15 protein-coding genes and 2 pseudogenes are annotated in these 18,334 nt (G+C 69.1%); 8 read left to right on the top strand and 9 right to left on the bottom strand.

What is annotated here, in order from left to right; genetic code table 11:
- Window positions 1-63 precede the first annotated feature (63 nt).
- Together IE145_RS09520 and IE145_RS09515 are read left to right on the top strand one after the other, a co-directional pair.
- Window positions 64-390: a P-loop NTPase family protein gene (locus IE145_RS09520; RefSeq protein ID WP_229825456.1), complete on the top strand. Its 327-nt coding sequence runs from the start codon at window positions 64-66 to the stop codon at window positions 388-390.
- Window positions 391-455: 65 nt separating this feature from the next.
- Window positions 456-1,772: a hypothetical protein gene (locus tag IE145_RS09515; RefSeq protein WP_189520486.1), complete on the top strand. Its 1,317-nt coding sequence runs from the start codon at window positions 456-458 to the stop codon at window positions 1,770-1,772.
- A gap of 120 nt (window positions 1,773-1,892) precedes the next feature.
- Here IE145_RS09515 and IE145_RS09510 read toward each other — a convergent pair whose 3' ends face one another.
- Complete coding sequence (locus tag IE145_RS09510; protein WP_189520470.1) at window positions 1,893-4,010, bottom strand: RNA-directed DNA polymerase; 2,118 nt, start codon at window positions 4,008-4,010, stop codon at window positions 1,893-1,895.
- A gap of 277 nt (window positions 4,011-4,287) precedes the next feature.
- Window positions 4,288-4,734 (bottom strand): ATP-binding protein, encoded by a 447-nt coding sequence (locus tag IE145_RS09505; protein WP_189520469.1) that lies wholly within the window; start codon window positions 4,732-4,734, stop codon window positions 4,288-4,290.
- A 168-nt stretch (window positions 4,735-4,902) separates the two neighbouring features.
- Between IE145_RS09505 and IE145_RS09500 the strand changes: the two genes are divergently transcribed.
- Window positions 4,903-5,790, top strand: coding sequence for a helix-turn-helix domain-containing protein (locus tag IE145_RS09500; RefSeq protein WP_189520468.1), 888 nt, complete (start codon window positions 4,903-4,905; stop codon window positions 5,788-5,790).
- Window positions 5,787-5,894 (top strand): annotated as a pseudogene (locus IE145_RS09495) (DUF397 domain-containing protein); the annotation flags it as partial. The gene IE145_RS09500 and the pseudogene IE145_RS09495, both read left to right, overlap by 4 nt.
- Before the next feature lie 10 nt (window positions 5,895-5,904).
- On the opposite strand, the gene IE145_RS33735 reads toward IE145_RS09495, so the two are convergent.
- From IE145_RS33735 to IE145_RS09470, 5 genes are all read right to left on the bottom strand, one after another.
- Entirely contained in the window at window positions 5,905-6,036 is a 132-nt protein-coding gene (locus IE145_RS33735) for a hypothetical protein (RefSeq protein WP_268246812.1), read from the bottom strand.
- Window positions 6,037-6,134: 98 nt separating this feature from the next.
- Window positions 6,135-7,373 carry an McrC family protein gene (locus IE145_RS09490; protein WP_189520466.1) on the bottom strand — a complete coding sequence of 413 codons (1,239 nt, stop codon included), beginning with the start codon at window positions 7,371-7,373 and terminating at the stop codon, window positions 6,135-6,137.
- Window positions 7,366-9,465: an McrB family protein gene (locus tag IE145_RS09485; RefSeq protein ID WP_189520465.1), complete on the bottom strand. Its 2,100-nt coding sequence runs from the start codon at window positions 9,463-9,465 to the stop codon at window positions 7,366-7,368. The genes IE145_RS09490 and IE145_RS09485 overlap by 8 nt, the downstream gene beginning before the upstream one ends.
- Window positions 9,466-10,718: 1,253 nt before the next feature.
- Window positions 10,719-12,248 (bottom strand): helix-turn-helix domain-containing protein, encoded by a 1,530-nt coding sequence (locus IE145_RS09475; protein ID WP_006128374.1) that lies wholly within the window; start codon window positions 12,246-12,248, stop codon window positions 10,719-10,721.
- Between the two features lie 183 nt (window positions 12,249-12,431).
- Window positions 12,432-12,884 carry a RidA family protein gene (locus IE145_RS09470; protein ID WP_189520464.1) on the bottom strand — a complete coding sequence of 151 codons (453 nt, stop codon included), beginning with the start codon at window positions 12,882-12,884 and terminating at the stop codon, window positions 12,432-12,434.
- A gap of 174 nt (window positions 12,885-13,058) precedes the next feature.
- On the opposite strand from IE145_RS09470, the gene IE145_RS09465 reads away from it, so the two are divergent.
- The 3 genes and pseudogenes from IE145_RS09465 to IE145_RS09455 all read left to right on the top strand — a co-directional run.
- Window positions 13,059-13,493 (top strand): VOC family protein, encoded by a 435-nt coding sequence (locus IE145_RS09465; RefSeq protein WP_189520463.1) that lies wholly within the window; start codon window positions 13,059-13,061, stop codon window positions 13,491-13,493.
- 49 nt (window positions 13,494-13,542) lie between these two features.
- The gene (locus IE145_RS09460; protein WP_189520462.1) at window positions 13,543-13,689 is read left to right on the top strand and encodes a hypothetical protein; all 147 of its coding nucleotides are present in this window, start codon (window positions 13,543-13,545) and stop codon (window positions 13,687-13,689) included.
- Window positions 13,668-13,964: pseudogene (locus IE145_RS09455) on the top strand (phosphotransferase); the annotation flags it as partial. The gene IE145_RS09460 and the pseudogene IE145_RS09455, both read left to right, overlap by 22 nt.
- Window positions 13,965-14,000: 36 nt before the next feature.
- Here IE145_RS09455 and IE145_RS09450 read toward each other — a convergent pair.
- Both IE145_RS09450 and IE145_RS09445 read right to left on the bottom strand, forming a co-directional pair.
- Window positions 14,001-14,732: an alpha/beta fold hydrolase gene (locus tag IE145_RS09450; RefSeq protein WP_189520461.1), complete on the bottom strand. Its 732-nt coding sequence runs from the start codon at window positions 14,730-14,732 to the stop codon at window positions 14,001-14,003.
- Window positions 14,733-14,774: 42 nt separating this feature from the next.
- Window positions 14,775-15,110: a YnfA family protein gene (locus IE145_RS09445; RefSeq protein WP_189520460.1), complete on the bottom strand. Its 336-nt coding sequence runs from the start codon at window positions 15,108-15,110 to the stop codon at window positions 14,775-14,777.
- A 480-nt stretch (window positions 15,111-15,590) separates the two neighbouring features.
- Between IE145_RS09445 and acnA the strand changes: the two genes are divergently transcribed.
- Window positions 15,591-18,305: an aconitate hydratase AcnA gene (gene acnA, locus IE145_RS09440; RefSeq protein ID WP_189520459.1), complete on the top strand. Its 2,715-nt coding sequence runs from the start codon at window positions 15,591-15,593 to the stop codon at window positions 18,303-18,305.
- Window positions 18,306-18,334 lie beyond the last annotated feature (29 nt).

The following is an 18,334-nucleotide window of genomic DNA, read 5'->3' as shown; positions in this document are numbered from 1 at the left end:
GACCCGATCAACATGGTTCAGCCCGCTTCGCGAAGATCATTTCGCTGAGAAAACCTCAGTGACTTGACACAGCGCCTGGAGCGAGCAGGTCTGGCCCAAGAGCCTCAGACGTACAGCTCGGAGGCGACATCGGGCCGCTACAGCGAACTCGATCTGACTCGTCCGGGAGTTGTCATCGTCCACCGTGCAAGCGTCAAGGGTCTCGACTTCGACACGGTCGTCATCGCAGACATGGAGTCCGACTCGGGCTCCGACCCCACGTCGGCGACCTTGCGCGCGGCGTACTACGTCATGATCACCCGTGCCCGCCAGCGGCTGGTGCTGGGTTGGCAGGGAAGCCAGTTACCGAGGCATCTGGAGGGGCTGGACCGGTGGGTGCGGTCGCGGTGATGAGCGGTGACGAGACGGCTCCGTACGGAGTCGCACGTAAGGTGCAGGAGAGCAAGGGGGAGATGATGACTGACGACCGCAGTACGACCGTGCCCGTGTGGACGCTGGCGACCGCTGATGTCCGAGTGCCGGGGCTGATCGCAGGCGAGCCGATGACGGGTGAACGCCTCGCTGAACTGCGCGGAGTGCTGGCGGCTCTGGCCGACGAGCCGATCGTCACCCTGGAGGTGCATCCGCTGCCGGACAAGATCGACCGTGGCCGCGGCATCCCGCTCGACGCCGCAAGCCCACTGGCGCAGCACCTGTCACAGTTCATCACGCAGTCGACGCGGAGCTCTCTCACGGCGGCCAGAGCAACTGCCTCCGGTGAGAATCTGTATCGCATGGTCGTCCCGGCGAAGGTCGCCGCCCAGTTCGGGCAGGGCTGCGTCCGCTCGATGGTGCCGAAGGGCGTGGCCGCTGGAATATACGGCCCGCTCGTGGATTCCGGCGGCAGGATCGCCGGCCACGCGAGGTTCGTGCCGGTCGGAGGAGCGGCAGCGGCGGGCACGGCCGGCGGGGCCGGAGCGACCGCCGGTGCGGTGGCCGCCGGCGGCACGGCGCTCACCGTGGCCGCTCCGCTCGTGCTCATGGCGGTGGCAGTGGGAGTGAGCGCACACGCCGACCGCAGGCGGCAGCAGGCCATCGAGCACATCACTGAGCTTCTTGAGAGCATTCAGGAGGACAGGCTCGACGACGAGCGGAGCGCACTCGACGGCTGCCGCGGCGCAGTCGACAAGGCCACGGCCATTCTGCTCGACCAAGGCAAGCTCGGTGTCTCCCTTGGACTCGATTCAGCGGTGCACACCATCGACACGGCGCTGAGCAAGGCCGAAGGGCGCCTTGCTCGGTGGCAGGGCGCCCTCGACGGTTTCTGTGACGGCGGGACCGTCGAACTGGCCAACCTGACGAAGGCGTTCCCGGGCGTGGACGACGACCATGGCGGTACGTTCCGCACCCACATCGAACTCGCGTCCTTGGCCGTAGCGCTGAAACGGCGGGTGATCATCCTCCAAGCCGTCGAGCACGCACAGAGCGACGAAGGCAATCCGTTCCAGCACTTCACCCGCGAACTCAAGCGTGATCAGCAGCGCGTCGACGAAATGGAGACGGGCATCGCCGGTGTCCTGGTACGCCTGTCGGCCCTGGAGTTGGCACGTCCGAGCGGATTGCGGGCGCCGGTCTTCACGACCGGCGAGGTGGATCGCCTCATGGGCGCGGCTCACCGGATTCACCAGTTGGGACGTGGTGTCACAGTCAACAGCCGTACGACAGACGTGGCGATCGAGATCGCCCGCGACAGGGACGGCTCGGTGTTCGTGCTTCCCGCGGTGCCGGCGTAGACCGGTGGAGCAGGGCGGAGGTCCTCCTGGACACCTCTCGGGCGGACTTTCGGAGCCACGGGGGTAGGAAGCGCCCCGCGGCTGCGTATGACAGGAAGGCTCGCACAACTGCCCTGAAGATCACTTCTTCGTCTTCTGGAGCCTGGTGGCCGGAACGCGCTTCTGCCCCATCTCGATGATCAGGCCGGCGGCCCTGAACGTGAGGTTGAGGGCGACGCTGTCGGGGACCTGCTGGTCGGGGCCGAGGTGTCCGGTGATGTAGTCGCCCATCTGGACATCCGGGTCCAACCGCTTGAGGACCATGTAGGCGATGGACTCCGCCTCGACCTCGTTGCGTGCGCGGGCGGCGATGCGTTCCTTGTCCGAGTGAGGTTGCCACCGACGGTCGGGCCAGGACTCCCCAGGACCTGCGCCGAGGTGTCCGCAGAACAGGTGTCCGAGCTCATGGGCCAGCGTGGCGTAGCGGTCCAGCCGGGAGAGATTCCGGTTGACCGCGATCTCGAAGAGCGTCGGGTACCTCTCCGGCCGGTCCCCGGGCCTGCTGCCAGGGCGTTCGACGAAGCCACCGGACGTGCTCGGGTGCGTGAACCCGCAGGAGGAGGCGGCATGGTCGACCAGGGTAAGTCTGATCCCGAGGGGTGCCAGGTTCGACACCGTGTGGTGCCAGACCTCGGCGACCCTCTTCGCGTCGGCCCAGGAGGTCACCGCCACGGGGGAGGTCACCTCCCTGGGCAGGGGGCGGGCTCCCGGCAGGGCCTCGGTGTCCCCGACGTCGTACACCAGCATGTACGGCCCTCGGGGCTGGAAGATCAGCAGTGGTTGGGCGCCGGGCTTGAGCACCCGCAGGAACTTCGACTTCCACTCCGCGGAGGACAGGACGTAACGCGCGCCCGGCTTCTGGACGTGGACCACCATCGCGTTGAACGGGGCATACCGCTCGAAGCGGCCCACGAACTCCAGCAGGCGCACATAATCGGCGGACGCGCGATAGCGCTGGGCACCGCGGACGAGATCGTCGATCGACGCCTTGGCCAGGTCCACCTGGGAGGCATCGACCTCCTCGTCGAACAGGAGGTCCAGCCCGTGTTGCGTCAGCACCGGTTCCTCGTGCTCCAGTGGGATCTCGCGCAGCCGTTTCCATGCCGCCAACTGTTCACCGGCCCAACGGGGATCGGCCATGTGCGCGAACGACAGCAGCCCGGTGACATGCGCGTCCAGCTCCGCCAGATCTCCGAACTTCTGGTGACGGCAGTGCTGCATGACACCGAACGATGCGGCTCCTCGCACATGAAGGGTGATGCGGCGCTTGTAGTCGCGCGTCAGTCGAGGGGTGGGGCCGTCGACGAGGATGCCCAGCACGCTCCTGCGGGAACCGGGACGCGCCACGTAGGTCTTCTTCGCGTTGAGTCTCATGCCCAGAGGCTCCAAGGCCCTCTTCACCTCGGTGACGAGGCGGTCCACCCGCTCCTGGCGGACGGGCCCACGGCTGGAGAAGTACAGGTCGTCGCTGTAGCGGGTGTAGCGCAGACCCCAGGACTCGGCCTTGTGGGCGAGGACCGCGTCGACGTCACGCATGACGATGTTCGACAGGTACCCACTGGTAGGCGCGCCCTGCGGCAGGAAGCCCTCGCGGGTGTGCCGGGTGACCAGGGCGGGCCGGGGGACGTCGAAGCGCTGTCCGGTGGCCTCCAGGCGTACCTCGCGGTGCCCAGTGCCACGGTTCGTCCAGGTGTGGTTCGGCCCGGGCGGCGACACGGTGACCAGCCGGGCCGTGGTGTAGGCACCGAAGGTGCGGCCGACACGGCGCAGGCCGATCTCCGGGGAACCGTCGTCGCCCTCCACGACGGCGACTCGGTACTCAGGGCGTTCCGTGCGGGGCCACGCGTCCTTGAGGGCCGCGTGGACATGCCGCTCTCTGATGCTCCCGAAGAAGTCGGCGACATCCAGGCGGGTCACGGTGTGGGCCCGCAGATGGACGGCCGCGCAGTCCACGACCGAGCGACCCCGGCGATAGGCGTACGCCGCCGGGTGCGGCTGGAACCTGGCCGGAAGAGCCCCCAGGCGGACCAGGATTTCCTGCTGCATCCACGACAGGCGCGGGATGGGGGCGTGCAGGGTGCGCAGTCCTCCGCGCGGCTTGGGAATCCGGTGCTCGGTGTACGGGTAGATCGAGCCGCTGACCACGGCCTTGAGGAACTCCGCGTGGCTGAGATCCGCGAAGTCGTCTGCCGTCGTCATCGAGCCGCCCCGTCCCCCGCTGGTGAGACGCAGCCGACGAGCCTCACCTTGAGCTGTTCCTCCGCCCCAGACCGGGCGGCGCTGTGTCCCCTCCGCCACCCTGTGACAAGCACAGGGTTCGGTCCCTGCATCCGGTGTGATCAGCACCCGGACGTCAGGACCGGAAGGCCCATCGCAAGGGATGGGTTCCTGAGACCCGCCGACTGCGTTGAGCAAGATCGTAGCCGTCCTGTGTGTTGGACCCACCGGTTCAAGACACCCGGTGGCACACCTCCGTTCAGGATGGCGACAGCTCGGCCCGGACCGTCTTGCCGCCCGGTGGGTAGGGGACGCACTCCCACCGGCCGGAGAGAGGGGCGACGAGCAGCAGGCCCCGTCCGCCGTCCGGCAGAGCCTCCGGTCCAGCACCCGCAGCGGGGAGGCGAGGGGGCGACTCGCCGCGCGCATTGACGACTTCGACGCGCAGACGGCCCGCCGTCGGTTCGAGGGCGAGGCTGAGTCGGAAGCAACGCCCCGGCACGAGGCCGTGGAGGACGGCGTTGGCGGCCAGTTCCCCGACGACCAGTTCGGCACGCTTCGTGAGGTCCTGCGGGGCTTCCCAGGTGTGCAGTTGGGTGACAGCGAGGAGACGCGCGAGCCGGGCTCCCCGGCGGGTGAGGGACAACAACTGGGTGAACGTGTGTGCGTGAGGCCGGGTATTGACGGGGATGACGAGGTGGTCCATGCACGCATCCTCGCCGTGGGGGAGCGGCGAGGGCGAGAGCCCGACCCCGTACGCGGAGTCAGCGTACAGGCACGGAGAGTGGACGGTACGTGCTCTGATCCGTCACGCTGAGTGTCCTGCACGCGCGACGCGGGAGGCGGTCGCGGTGCGTACGGAGAGGGGCGGCGGATGGACGGTGGCGACGTGGACACGGACGTGGCCGGGAACACGCGTGTGCGGTCGGCCGAGGCGGGGGAGTGCGAGCGCGAACCCTCACCCTCGGACACTCTGCGCACCTTCGGTGCGGTCGTCCAGGCCCTGCGCGAGCACGCGGGACTCAGCCGGGATGACCTGAGCGCCCGTGTCCAGTACTCCCGGCACACCGTCGAGTCCGTGGAGCTGGGCCGCCGTATGCCGGACGAGGCGTTCGTCGAGCGCGCCGAGGAGGCTCTGGGTAACACCGGTGCGCTACGGAAGGCATCGCGGCATATGAGCAGAGGCGAAGCAGGACTCGCGGCGTGGTTCCGGCGGTGGGCCCGGCTGGAGCGTGAGGCGGTGAGCCTGTGCACGTACGAGTGCCGGCTGGTGCCGGGGCTGCTCCAGTCGGAGGCCTACGCGCGGGCTGTGTTCGAGGGCACGATTCCGCTGAGGACGGATGAGGAGCTGGAGGCGCAGCTCGCTGCGCGGATGGAGCGTCAGGCGATGATGCGGGAGCGGCCGAAGGTTCCGTTCAGCTTCATCGTCGAGGAGCATGTGCTCCGGAGGGGCTTCGGAAGTGCGGAGCAGATGCGCGAGTTGCTGGACCACGTCCTGGAGCGCAGCGCTCCGAGGAACGTGACCTTGCAGGTGGTGCCCCTGAGCGCGGGCCTGCACGCGTCCCTGGACGGGCCGGTGCAGGTGCTGGAGACCCCGGAGGGGCGACGGCTCGGGTACTCCGAGGGGCAGAAGAACGGGAGGCTGATCTCGGACCCCAGAGAGGTGAGTGTGCTCTGTCTGCGCTATGAAGCACTGCGCTCGCAGGCCCTGAGTCCGTCGGACTCCAAGGGCCTGCTGGAGCGACTGCGAGGAAAGCTATGAGCAGCGGAACGACGGAACTCGCCTGGTTCAAGTCCAGCTACAGCGGCAGCGAAGGCGACAGCTGTGTCGAGACCGCCGTCGCTGACCGGGCCGTACACGTGCGAGGTTGAGCGGTCAGGTCAGGGTGTTGCGCAGGTGCGGCCCGAGGTAGCCGATGTAGACCTTGCCCGAGCGGGGGCCATCCTCGTAGAAGTGCAGGCGCGGGGCGACGGTGTAGCCCCGGCCGATTTTCAGATGGGCCTGCATGAACGCCTTTGCGCCCTTCTCTCATTGGCTTTGTGGAGGCTGTCCGGTACGAAAAGACGGACATCGCGGTGCGGGAGCCACATGGTCGATAGGGGTGTTCAGTGCAGTACTGAACTGATCCAGTCCGTCGCCTGCTCCGGCGTGGCGCGGGTGTCGACGCCGAGGACATGGACGGTGCCCAACAGGCCGTTGGGGCCCCGCACCCGGAGGATGCGCTGGGCGTTGCCGCCCGTCCGGGGGTGGACGATGACGGCGATCGGGTCTTCGGCAGGCCCGTAACCGCCGCTGTAGGTAAGGAGCTGGTGGACGTCGTCCGCGCTCACCCCGCGCCGGTCGTAGCGCTTGTACTTGGCGTCTATCGGCAGCAATCTGCGGTATGCCGTGCCGCGTTCCGGGAGGCTGAGCAGAAGGTCGGGCCGGAACGTCGAGTTGTTGCCCAGGTCTCCGCGGACGGTGATGCCGGCGCCGTTTTCGCCGGGTACGACGTGGCCGCCGCGAGCGCCGACGGCCTCGGTGCCGAGACGGCGTACGACGGCTTCCCAGAGCGCGGGCATCCTGAGCAGGAGGCCGTCCGCCGTGGCGCCCTGGTCGGCGAGCAGGTCGCTCACGCCCCCGCCGCGCAGCAGCAGGCGGGCCCAGGTGTGGGCGGGGCGATAACGGGCGTTGAGGCGGGTGTAGTGCGTGCGGTCCAGGGCGCGGAGCGCCGCTGTGGGGGTAGGCGCCTGTGGGAAGGCGCCGGCGATGTCGTGCAGGGCGCGCGCCAGGTCCGGGCTGGTGGTCGGACCGAGTGCCGCCTTCAGCGCGCTCCCCAGAACGCGATTGTCCCAGATGTCCACCTCCCGGTCGAAGGTGCGCATGTGTAGCTGGTCCAGCTGCCCGTAGCGCCGGGTGGCCTGGGCGGCGACGTCCAGGCGTCCCCGGAGCACCGAGTCGACGCTCCGGCGGCGTACGTAGTCCCGGCGCAGGCCCTCCCGCAGCAGCCGCTCGCACTGTTCGAGCAGGGCGGCGGCAATCAGGTCGGCGTAACCGTCGGAGCCAGTGGCCCAGCGCCTTGCTGTTGCCGGGACGGGTGTAACGAGGGCGTAGGCGAGCCAGATCATGAGCTGCTCTCCCGGAATGGCGAACTTGGGGGAGATAATTACGCGGACGCGGTCCAGGACCAGGACGCCGACGGTCGCGTCGGCCTTGAGGCGCCAGCCGGTGCGCTCCCTGCTCAGGGTGAGGCAGCCCCGTGCCTGAAGGGCCTGCAGACGGTCGATGTCCCGCGGAGTGAGTTGGCCGGGCTCCAGCTGGGCGGAATCGTACTCACCGAGAGGGACCGGGACGCGGTCAGGCATCCGGGCCGGGAGCGCCGCTGGTGAACTCGGTCGCAAGCGCGTCCACCAGATCCTGCGGCGACATGAGGCGCGCACGTCCGGTGTCGGCGTCGACCAGGTCGCCGAGGATGAGGTGCAGCAGTTCCGCCCGGCCGAGGCAGTAGTCCTCCAGGAGCGGGACCACCTCGTGATGGAAGGCCGAGGCCAGGTCCTCCTCCGTGGCGATGGGCGCACCGTCGCGCAGCAGGTAGGCATGCCCGATCTGGTGGTCCGCGTCGAGATCACGGGCGATGCGGCCGTTGAGGGACTCGAAGAACGCGGCCAGGTCCAGGGGGCCGACCGTTCCGGAGACGGCGTCCGGGTCCGGTCCTACGGGTAGGAAGGCGAAGCGGCGTCGGACCGCGGCGTCCAGGTGGCTGATGCTCCGGTCGGCGGTGTTCATGGTGCCGATGATCCGGACGTTCGGCGGGACGGAGAAGCGTCGCTTGCTGACGGGCAGAGCGACCGGAAGGTTCCGCTTGTCGAGTTCGAGGAGTGTGATCAACTCGCCGAAGATACGCGGTAGGTCACCGCGGTTGATCTCGTCGATGACCAGCAGGAACGTCTGGTCGGGATGGGCGGCGGCACGGCTGCACATGCTGTGGAACAGGCCGTCCGTGAGGGCGAGGGTGAGTCCCGGCCCGGTGGCGCTCAGGTCCGGTTTGAATCCCTCGACGAAGTCCTCGTAACCGTAGGAGGGATGGAAGGTGACCATGCTGACCCGGTCGCCGTGCAACATCTCGGCTTGTGTAAGGCCACGGTGACGGGCGTCGGCACCGAGCGCGTCCGCGCGGCCGTCCAGGGCGAGGGCGACGCCGAGTGCGAGGCGTGTCTTGCCCGTACCGGGTGGCCCGTGGAGAATCACTTGCCCCTTGCGCTCCAGAGCGTCCAGCACGGCCTGTACGTCCTCGGGCAGCGCGACCGGCGTGGTCTGCGGTGCTCGGATCACGTCCACACCCGAAGCGCCCTGGGGTGCGATGAGCCTCGCGAAGAGGGCCGGGTCGACCTTGGCGAAGGTGGACCGCCACTGCTTCGGTTCCGACAGCTTCCGAGCGTGTGAGAGATCCCAGTCCACGGAGACGACGTGCTGGAACTCGGGCCGGTCCGCTTCGAAGCGGTAACTCCCGTTGACCGTGCCGATGGCCAGGACCTCGTCCGTACCTCGGTTGGCCACGATCCGGTCGCCATCCTCCAGGTCACGGAAGGCCATCAGCCGGCGCGCGAGGGTCAGGCTGCCCCCGCTCTTACGGGGCCAGTTCCTGTCCAGGGCCTGCTTGAGATCGGTGTCGCTCTGGTAGAGGCCGAGGTCTCCGAGTTGGTCCCATCCGACCCGGATGACTCCTCCCGCTCGGCACTCCTCCCACAGTCGGCCGCGCTCGCCGGGCGCGATCTTCCATACGGTGCGCTGCTGGGACCGCGGATCGAAGTGCGCGTAGAGGAAATGCATCACTTCGTGCCTGGTCCAGCCCTCGAACTCCGCTAAAGAGCGGACCAGTTCCAGCAGCCGACGATTGCTCCCCCAGGCCGGAACATCACCTTGCGTCGAACCGCCCAGCAGCGTGACGAACCGGCGCAGGTGCTCTCCCGCGTAGATCGGCAGGAAGTGCTGCGGGAAGTAGGTGGCCAGCGACTTAGTCACCAACGTCGGTCCGTATCGCAGTACTTCGAGGTCGTCCAGCGCCTCGAAGTCCCCTGCCCCGAGGGCGTCGAAAGCCCGGACGAACTGTCCGCGCAGTTCCGCCCAGGCGTCCTGTGGGTCCATCCCCCGCAGGGGCGCGGCCAGCCGCCACTCCCCGGAGACGTGGTGGTACATGATGTGCTTCGCGGCACTTCCGCCCTTGATGCTGCCCAGATGCGGAGTGCCGAACTCCATCAGCCGGCAGTATGTCGGCCCCGCTCCGGGCGGCGCGGCCTGTCCGAGGGCGTAGCGCTCCAGCGGCAGCTTCGCCCAGTCCTCCAACGGAAACTGGGACAGCACCTGCTTGCGCTCGTCCTCGGCAGCCGACGCGGCGTCCGCCACGGCGCTCCGGTCGAACTCGGCCGCAGCCGTGCGCACGTCCACCCCGTTCGTCATGGGGGACATGATGCCGGACGGCGACACAGTGGTCTCCGCGTCCGGGAAAGTCGGTCGACCTCCTGCCCGGCCCCACGGGTGCCCTGTACGCCGACCCGGTGAGCCGGGACGAGCTGGAACTCGGCCAGGTGCGGTCCGTGCAGAAGGTCAAGCCGGGAGCGCTGAAGACTCTGCTGGCGAGGGCAGGTCTCTGACGGGGCGGTCGCGTGCGGGGCGGATACCAGGGCTCCAGCTCACGATCGGCTGGTTTTGTGTGGGGCAAAAGTGTTTCCTGGGCACGGGTGTTCAGTGCCACCAGCTGTCAGCGCTGCGGTCGACGAAAAAGACGAACGCCTTGGCCGAGTCGGCGAAGGCCGCTGCCGGGCGGCTGATGCCGGATGTCGTGATCACGATGAGCCGCTTTGGTACGTCATCGCCGGCCGCCGCGGCAAGGCCGTTCAGCCGGACGTGGACAGACTCTTGGCCCGGCTGTGCCACTCGATGTGGAACACGTCGGACCGGATGGGGACTTCGGCGTCCCCCCTTCGACATCCCCGAAGCCGAATGCCACCAACTGGCAGAGAACCGTTTCGGTGATGTGCCGGGGGCTGGGCGAGCGCGGCGACGTCCTCGGCTCGGCTTCCTCGTAACACTGATCGATATCGAGGCCGACGTTCCTCGGCCACTCGGGCGGAGCGGCTTCACCCGCGAAGAGGGACTCCCGCAATGCGGATCGGTACCCGGCGGGAGCCGGTTCCCCGCGATCGATCGGCACGCACGGCACTTCCACGCCCCAAGTCCACCCGACTGAGCCCCGCGTGCTCACGCAAGGCCTGGACGACGGCGCCGAAAGTTCGCAGAGTGTCGGAAGGGGCGGGCTCGTGGGCGATCGCCTCGGGCAGTTTGGCATCCTGCCAGCGTGGCGAAGTGGTCAGCCGGAGGACTTGGATGCGCGGTCGGACCTCAGGCTGCGTCGTGAGGCCGGAGGCGTCGGGCGGATGGCGGTTTGCCTCGTCGCCCAGACGCGGTCGGCGTGATCCGACCGACATCGGATGTTGCGAGGCCGCTCGGCGACAACCCTCCGTAAAGGCTGACGATTGCTCAAGGTTTGCTGACCTTTCATCAGCCATTCAAGATCATCTTGCACATGCATTGCACAAGGCGCTGAAAAACGACAGAGTTCAGCGGAAGGTCGTGAAGACAGGTATCCGCAGGTCAGCTGGCATATTGCAGTGTCGTGCCCCTCGTCTCCTAGGGGCACGACATCCCACCCGTCAGATATCCCGGAAGATCTCGATCTGCGCCCCCACAGAGTTGAGCCGCTCGGCCAGTTCCTCGTAACCGCGGTTGATCACATAGACGTTGCGGAGTACGGAGGTGCCTTCCGCCGCCATCATCGCCAGCAGCACCACCACGGCGGGCCGCAGTGCGGGCGGGCACATCATTTCGGCGGCGCGCCAGCGGGTCGGGCCCTCGACCAGGACCCGGTGGGGGTCGAGGAGTTGGAGGCGGCCGCCGAGGCGGTTGAGGTCGGTGAGGTAGATCGCGCGGTTGTCGTAGACCCAGTCGTGGATCAGGGTCTGGCCGTGGGCCGCGGCGGCGATCGCCGCGAAGAACGGGACGTTGTCGATGTTGAGGCCGGGGAACGGCATCGGGTGGATCTTGTCGATCGGGGCCTCCAGCTTTGAGGGCCGGACGGTGAGGTCCACCAGGCGGGTGCGGGCGTTGTCGGCCGCGTACTCCGGGGTGCGGTCGCAGTCGACGCCCATCTCCTCCAGGACGGCGAGCTCGATCTCCAGGAACTCGATGGGCACCCGGCGGATGGTGAGTTCGGATTCGGTGACCACCGCGGCGGCCAGCAGGCTCATCGCCTCGACCGGGTCCTCGGAGGGGGAGTAGTCCACGTCCACGTCGATCTGCGGGACCCCGTGCACGGTGAGCGTCGTCGTGCCGACCCCGTCGACCCGTACGCCCAGGGCCTCCAGGAAGAAGCACAGGTCCTGGACCATGTAGTTCGATGAGGCGTTGCGGATGACCGTCGTGCCGTCGTGGCGGGCGGCGGCCAGCAGGGCGTTCTCGGTCACCGTGTCGCCGCGTTCGGTCAGCACGATGGGCCGGTCCGGGGCGACGGTGCGGTCGACCTGCGCGTGGTACAGGCCCTCCGTCGCGGCGATCTCCAGGCCGAAGCGGCGCAGCGCGATCATGTGCGGCTCGATCGTGCGGGTGCCCAGGTCGCAGCCGCCCGCGTACGGCAGGGTGAACTGCTCCGTCCGGTGCAGCAACGGCCCCAGGAACATGATGATCGAGCGGGTCCGGCGCGCGGCGTCGGCGTCGATCGCCGCCAGGTCCAGCTGCGCGGGCGGCACGATCTCCAGGTCCACCCCGTCGTTGACCCAGCGGGTGCGCACCCCGATGGAGTTGAGCACCTCCAGGAGCCGGAACACCTCCTCGATCCGGGCCACCCGGCGCAAGACGGTGCGCCCCTTGTTGAGCAGCGAGGCGCACAGCAGCGCGACGCAGGCGTTCTTGCTGGTCTTGACGTCGATCGCCCCGGAGAGCCGTCGGCCGCCGACGACCCGCAGATGCATGGGACCGGCGTACCCGAGCGACACGATCTCGCTGTCGAGAGCCTCACCGATGCGGGCGATCATCTCAAGGCTGATGTTCTGGTTGCCGCGCTCGATGCGGTTGACGGCGCTCTGGCTGGTGCCGAGGGCCTCGGCCAACTGCGTCTGTGTCCAGCCCCGATGCTGACGGGCGTCACGGATGAGTTTGCCGATACGTACGAGGTAGTCGTCTGACATGTCGGCAGGCTATCTCAGATATGAGATGAGAATGCTGCGGGGGTGTGCCGTTCGAGTGACGGGCCCGTACCGGCTCCGCACGGCCCGGGTCTCCCCATCGTCGCCCGCCCGGGAGCAGACGGCGCGGCCGGTACGTCCGTACGGGGGCGGGTCCGTGCCTTCTGTGCTCAGCTCACCGCGTCATCACGCCGACGGTGGGCAAGCCGGTCCTCCGGACCGCGGCTCGTCGAGGACGGCGGCCACGGCTTCGATCTCGACGAGCTGATCGTCGTATCCGAGCACCGTGACGCCCATCAGGGTGCTGGGCACGTCGTGCTCGCCGAACGCGTCCCGGACCACCTTCCAGGCGGCCACGAGATCCTCCTGCCGGGCCGACGCCACGAGGACCCGGGTGCTGATGACGTCCTCGACCGCGGCACCGGCGTCGGCGAGCGCGGTCCGCAGGTTCGTCACGGCCCGCGCCGCCTGGCCCGCGTAGTCCCCGACCGCCACGGTGTCGCCGTGCTCGTCGAGCGGGCACGCGCCGGCGAGGAAGATCAGCCGGGACCCGGCGGGCGCCGTGGCCGCGTAGGCGTACTCGGCGACGTCGGAGAGGGTACGGGAACGGATCAGCGAAACGGCGCTGGTGCGGGGCACGGTGGGTGCGTCTCCTGCGTGTCGGGGCGCGGGCCGGGCGTGTCGGGCCTGGTCGGCGCCATCCTTCCAGCGCACTCCGGGTTCCGCCTCTCCTTTTCGCGGCGCCTCGGGGGCCGCCCGTCCGGCGAGGAAATTCGGATGCCCGTCGAACGGCGGACCCCCTACGGTGGCCCGATGACGTCGATCAGGCAGGTCCAGGTCACCTTCGACTGCGCGTCACCCACGCGCGTCGCCCGCTTCTGGTGCGAGGTGCTGGGGTACGTCGTACCTCCGCCGCCGCAGGGGTTCGCCGACTGGGACGCCTACGACCTCTCCCTGCCGCCGGAGAAGCGGGACGCGGGGTTCGCCTGCCAGGATCCCGCGGGGGTGGGCCCGCGGCTGTACTTCCAGCGCGTTCCCGAGGACAAGGTCGTCAAGAACCGCGTGCATCTCGATGTGCGGGTCGGTACCGGGCTCGTCGGGGAGGAGCGCCTCGCCGCGCTGGAGGCCGAGTGCGCGCGACTTCTGCCGCTCGGTGCGAAGCGCGTACGTCTCCTCGTCGCCGACGAGGAGAACGAGTCCTGCCTCGTGATGCAGGACGTCGAGGGCAACGAGTTCTGCCTCGACTGACTGACTGACTGACTGACCGGCCGGACCCGCCCCGGTACCGTGGCTCGGCATGACCGATCCCGATCCCGATCCCGATCCCGGTTCCGAGCCCGGCCTCGACTCCGCCACCGCCGCCGAGACCGAGATCACGGCGGACCTGGTCCGTGACCTGCTCCGGGAGCAGCATCCCGACCCGACGGGACGCTCTCGGGCGTGATCGACTTCGGTGACCTGTTCGCCGGGGATCCGGCGTGGGACCTCGCGGCCGCCTGGGTCGTCCTTCCCCGGGGCGGGGCCGCGCGGTTCTTCGACGCGTACGCGCGGGCGGACGGGGCGACGATGCGGCGCGCCCGTGGACTGGCCGCGCTGAAAAGCCTGTTCCTCCTGCTCATGGGCGACAACGGGGAGCGCGGGCTCCCCGGCGGCAAGCCGGCCTGGGGGCCCGCCGGCCGGGCGGCGCTCGATCGCGTCCTCGGCACCGACGTGGGGTGACCGTGCGCAGGGCGCCGACGGCGTGCGTGGCCCCGCTCAGCCGGTCACCGGAAGCCCCCGGGCGAAGCGGCGGACCGCGCCGGTGAAGACGTCCGGGGCGTCGAAGTTCGCGAGATGCCCGGCCCGTGGGATCAATTCGATACGGGCATCCGGATGCGCACGGGCGAAGTCCGCCTCACCGGACCGGAAGACGGTGTCCTTCTCGCCGTTCAGGATCAGTACCGGCGCCGCCACATGACGCAGCGCGTCCGTGCCGAACCGGCCCAGCACCTCGCCCCAGGCGGCCGGCAGGGTGTGGAAGGCGTATCCGGAGCGGATGGTCGCCTCCACCACCTCCCGTGGGTAGTGCCGCAGCAGCAGCCGGTCGTTCCAGCGGGTCAGCCGGTCCGCCGGAATACGGGGCACCAGGCCGGCGACCCACCGGTAGGGCGCGGCCCAGGGCCCGCGGGTGGAGGCGCTGGCGCCCGCGAGAACCAGCGCACGCAACCGCTCGGGGCGGCGCCGGGCGAACTCCAGCGCAACGTAACCGCCGAGTGAATGCCCGACGACCACGGCCGGGCCGCCGCCGAGCGAGTCCACCGCGGCGGCGACGACCTCCGTCGCCGCGTTCAGACTCCACGGCTGGGCCGAGCGCGCTCCATGGCCCGGAAGGTCGACGGCGGTGACCGGGAACTCCTCCCGGAGCGCGGCGAGTTGCGTGCTCCACTGTCCGGCGCTGAAACGCGTCCCGTGCACGAAGACGATGGGCGGTTCGTCGGCTGTCGTCATCGGTCCCCCTCAAGTGAGGCGCCCAGGTTAGTGGTGGCCGTGTCAGTGGCCGCGCGGCGCGTACATGATCACGGCCATACCGGCCAGGCAGACCAGGGCCCCGGCGATGTCGAAGCGGTCCGGGCGGTAGCCGTCGGCGACCATGCCCCAGGCGATCGACCCGGCGACGAAGATGCCGCCGTACGCGGCGAGGATCCGGCCGAAGTTCTCGTCGCTCTGGAAGGTGGCGACCACGCCGTACAGCCCGAGCGCGATGACGCCCGCGCCGACCCACACCCACCCCTTGTGCTCCCGCAGGCCCTGCCAGACCAGCCAGGCTCCCCCGATCTCGAACAGCGCGGCGACGACGAACAGGGCGATGGAGCGGGCGACGAGCACGGTGGAGGGCTCCCTGGTGAGAGGTGGCTGGGAACAGGGGAGGGGACGGGCGGAGGCGTCGGCCGGCGGGGCCCTGCCGGTCCGTGGGAAGCGCGCCCCGCGGGCGGGGCGGGGCGGCCGCCGTCCTTCGGGGACGTCGGCCCGGCACGCGGCGGATCGAGCATGCCACCGACCGTAGATCTTCCACCCGACGGGGCGGTCGGGGCCGCGCAGCCGCACGCCGTCGGCGCGTACCGCGTCAAGAGATCCGAGTGGTCGGTGCGGTCACGGGGCACCTGGGCATGACCGGGCGGCGGCTATGTACTAGAGTTATCTCGACATCGAGATATCTGCCGAGGCGCACCACAGCCGCCGCCCAGTAAGGGTTACCTAACTAAGCCTTACCTTAGCGGATGGCCGGGGCCGTAGGTGGCAAAACGCGGCGCCGGCTGCCAATGAGGCGCGGCGCGGTAGACGCGCACATTGAAGAAGGAGACTGTCGTGTCGGCGAACAGCTTCGACGCCCGCAGCACGCTGCGTGTGGGCGACGAGTCGTACGAGATCTTCAAGCTGGACAAGGTAGAGGGCTCCGCGCGCCTCCCGTACAGCCTGAAGGTCCTGCTGGAGAACCTGCTCCGCACCGAGGACGGCGCGAACATCACCGCCGACCACATCCGGGCCATCGGCGGCTGGGACTCCCAGGCGCAGCCGAGCCAGGAGATCCAGTTCACGCCGGCCCGCGTGATCATGCAGGACTTCACCGGCGTCCCGTGTGTCGTGGACCTCGCCACCATGCGTGAGGCCGTCAAGGAGCTGGGCGGCGACCCGGCGAAGATCAACCCGCTGGCCCCGGCCGAGCTGGTCATCGACCACTCCGTCATCGCCGACAAGTTCGGTACGAAGGACGCCTTCGGCCAGAACGTGGAGCTGGAGTACGGCCGCAACAAGGAGCGCTACCAGTTCCTGCGCTGGGGCCAGACCGCCTTCGACGAGTTCAAGGTCGTCCCCCCGGGCACCGGCATCGTCCACCAGGTGAACATCGAGCACCTGGCGCGCACCGTCATGGTCCGGGGCGGCCAGGCCTACCCCGACACCCTCGTCGGCACCGACTCGCACACCACCATGGTCAACGGCCTCGGTGTGCTCGGCTGGGGCGTCGGCGGCATCGAGGCCGAGGCCGCGATGCTCGGCCAGCCGGTCTCCATGCTCATCCCGCGCGTCGTCGGCTTCAAGCTGACCGGTGAGCTCAAGCCCGGCACCACCGCCACGGACCTCGTGCTGACCATCACCGAGATGCTCCGCAAGCACGGCGTCGTCGGCAAGTTCGTCGAGTTCTACGGTGAGGGCGTCGCCGCCACCTCGCTCGCCAACCGCGCCACCATCGGCAACATGTCGCCGGAGTTCGGCTCCACCGCCGCGATCTTCCCGATCGACGACGAGACCCTGAACTACCTGCGCCTGACCGGCCGCGACGCCCAGCAGGTCGCCCTCGTCGAGGCGTACGCCAAGGAGCAGGGCCTCTGGCTGGACCCGAAGGCCGAGCCCGACTTCTCCGAGAAGCTGGAGCTCGACCTCGCCACGGTCGTCCCCTCCATCGCCGGCCCGAAGCGCCCGCAGGACCGCATCGTCCTCGCCAACGCCGCGCAGCAGTTCGCCCAGGACGTCCGCAACTACGTCTCGGACGACGAGGAGGCGGGCAAGGAGTCCTTCCCGGCCTCCGACGCCCCGGCCGTCTCCAACGGCGTCCCGTCGAAGCCGACCACCGTCACGGCCCCCGACGGCTCGACGTACGAGATCGACCACGGCGCCGTCACCGTCGCCGCGATCACCTCCTGCACCAACACCTCGAACCCCTACGTCATGGTCGCCGCCGCGCTCGTGGCGAAGAAGGCCGTCGAGAAGGGCCTGACCCGCAAGCCGTGGGTCAAGACCACCCTCGCCCCGGGCTCGAAGGTCGTCACCGACTACTTCGACAAGGCGGGTCTGACCCCGTACCTCGACAAGGTCGGCTTCAACCTCGTCGGTTACGGCTGCACCACCTGCATCGGCAACTCCGGCCCGCTGCCGGAGGAGGTCTCCAAGGCCGTCAACGACAACGACCTCGCGGTCACGTCGGTCCTCTCCGGCAACCGCAACTTCGAGGGCCGCATCAACCCCGACGTCAAGATGAACTACCTGGCGTCCCCGCCGCTGGTCGTCGCGTACGCCATCGCCGGTTCGATGAAGGTCGACATCACCAAGGACGCCCTCGGCGTCGACCAGGACGGCAAGCCGGTCTTCCTGGCCGACATCTGGCCGACCGAGGCCGAGGTCAACGACGTCGTGGCCAACGCCATCGGCGAGGACATGTTCAACAAGTCCTACCAGGACGTCTTCGCGGGCGACGCCCAGTGGCAGGCGCTCCCCATCCCGACCGGCAACACCTTCGAGTGGGACTCCGAGTCCACCTACGTGCGCAAGCCCCCGTACTTCGAGGGCATGGCGATGGACCCGTCCCCGGTCGAGGACATCTCCGGCGCCCGCGTCCTCGCCAAGCTGGGCGACTCGGTCACCACCGACCACATCTCCCCGGCCGGCGCCATCAAGGCCGACACCCCGGCCGGCAAGTACCTCACGGAGCACGGCATCGAGCGCCGTGACTTCAACTCCTACGGCTCGCGCCGTGGTAACCACGAGGTCATGATCCGCGGCACGTTCGCCAACATCCGCCTGCGCAACCAGATCGCGCCGGGCACCGAGGGCGGCTACACCCGCGACTTCACCCAGGCCGACGGCCCGGTGTCGTTCATCTACGACGCCTCGCAGAACTACCAGGCCGCCGGCGTCCCGCTCGCGATCCTCGCGGGCAAGGAGTACGGCTCCGGCTCGTCCCGCGACTGGGCCGCCAAGGGCACCGCGCTCCTCGGCGTCAAGGCCGTCATCGCCGAGTCCTACGAGCGCATCCACCGCTCGAACCTCATCGGCATGGGCGTCCTCCCGCTCCAGTTCCCCGAGGGCCAGAACGCCGAGACCCTCGGTCTCACCGGCGAGGAGGCCTTCTCCTTCACCGGTGTCACCGAGCTGAACAACGGCACCACGCCCCGTACGGTCAAGGTCACCACCGACACCGGTGTGGAGTTCGACGCGGTCGTCCGCATCGACACCCCCGGCGAGGCCGACTACTACCGCAACGGCGGCATCCTGCAGTACGTGCTCCGCAGCCTGATCCGCAACTGATCGGTCTGATCCGCAGCTGATCGGTCTGA

It is taken from the genome of Streptomyces sindenensis (assembly GCF_014649035.1).
Classification (GTDB): Bacteria; Actinomycetota; Actinomycetes; order Streptomycetales; family Streptomycetaceae; genus Streptomyces; species Streptomyces sindenensis.
The sequence above is the reverse complement of the archived record's forward strand: the minus strand, read 5'-3'. Positions and strand labels throughout refer to the sequence as shown.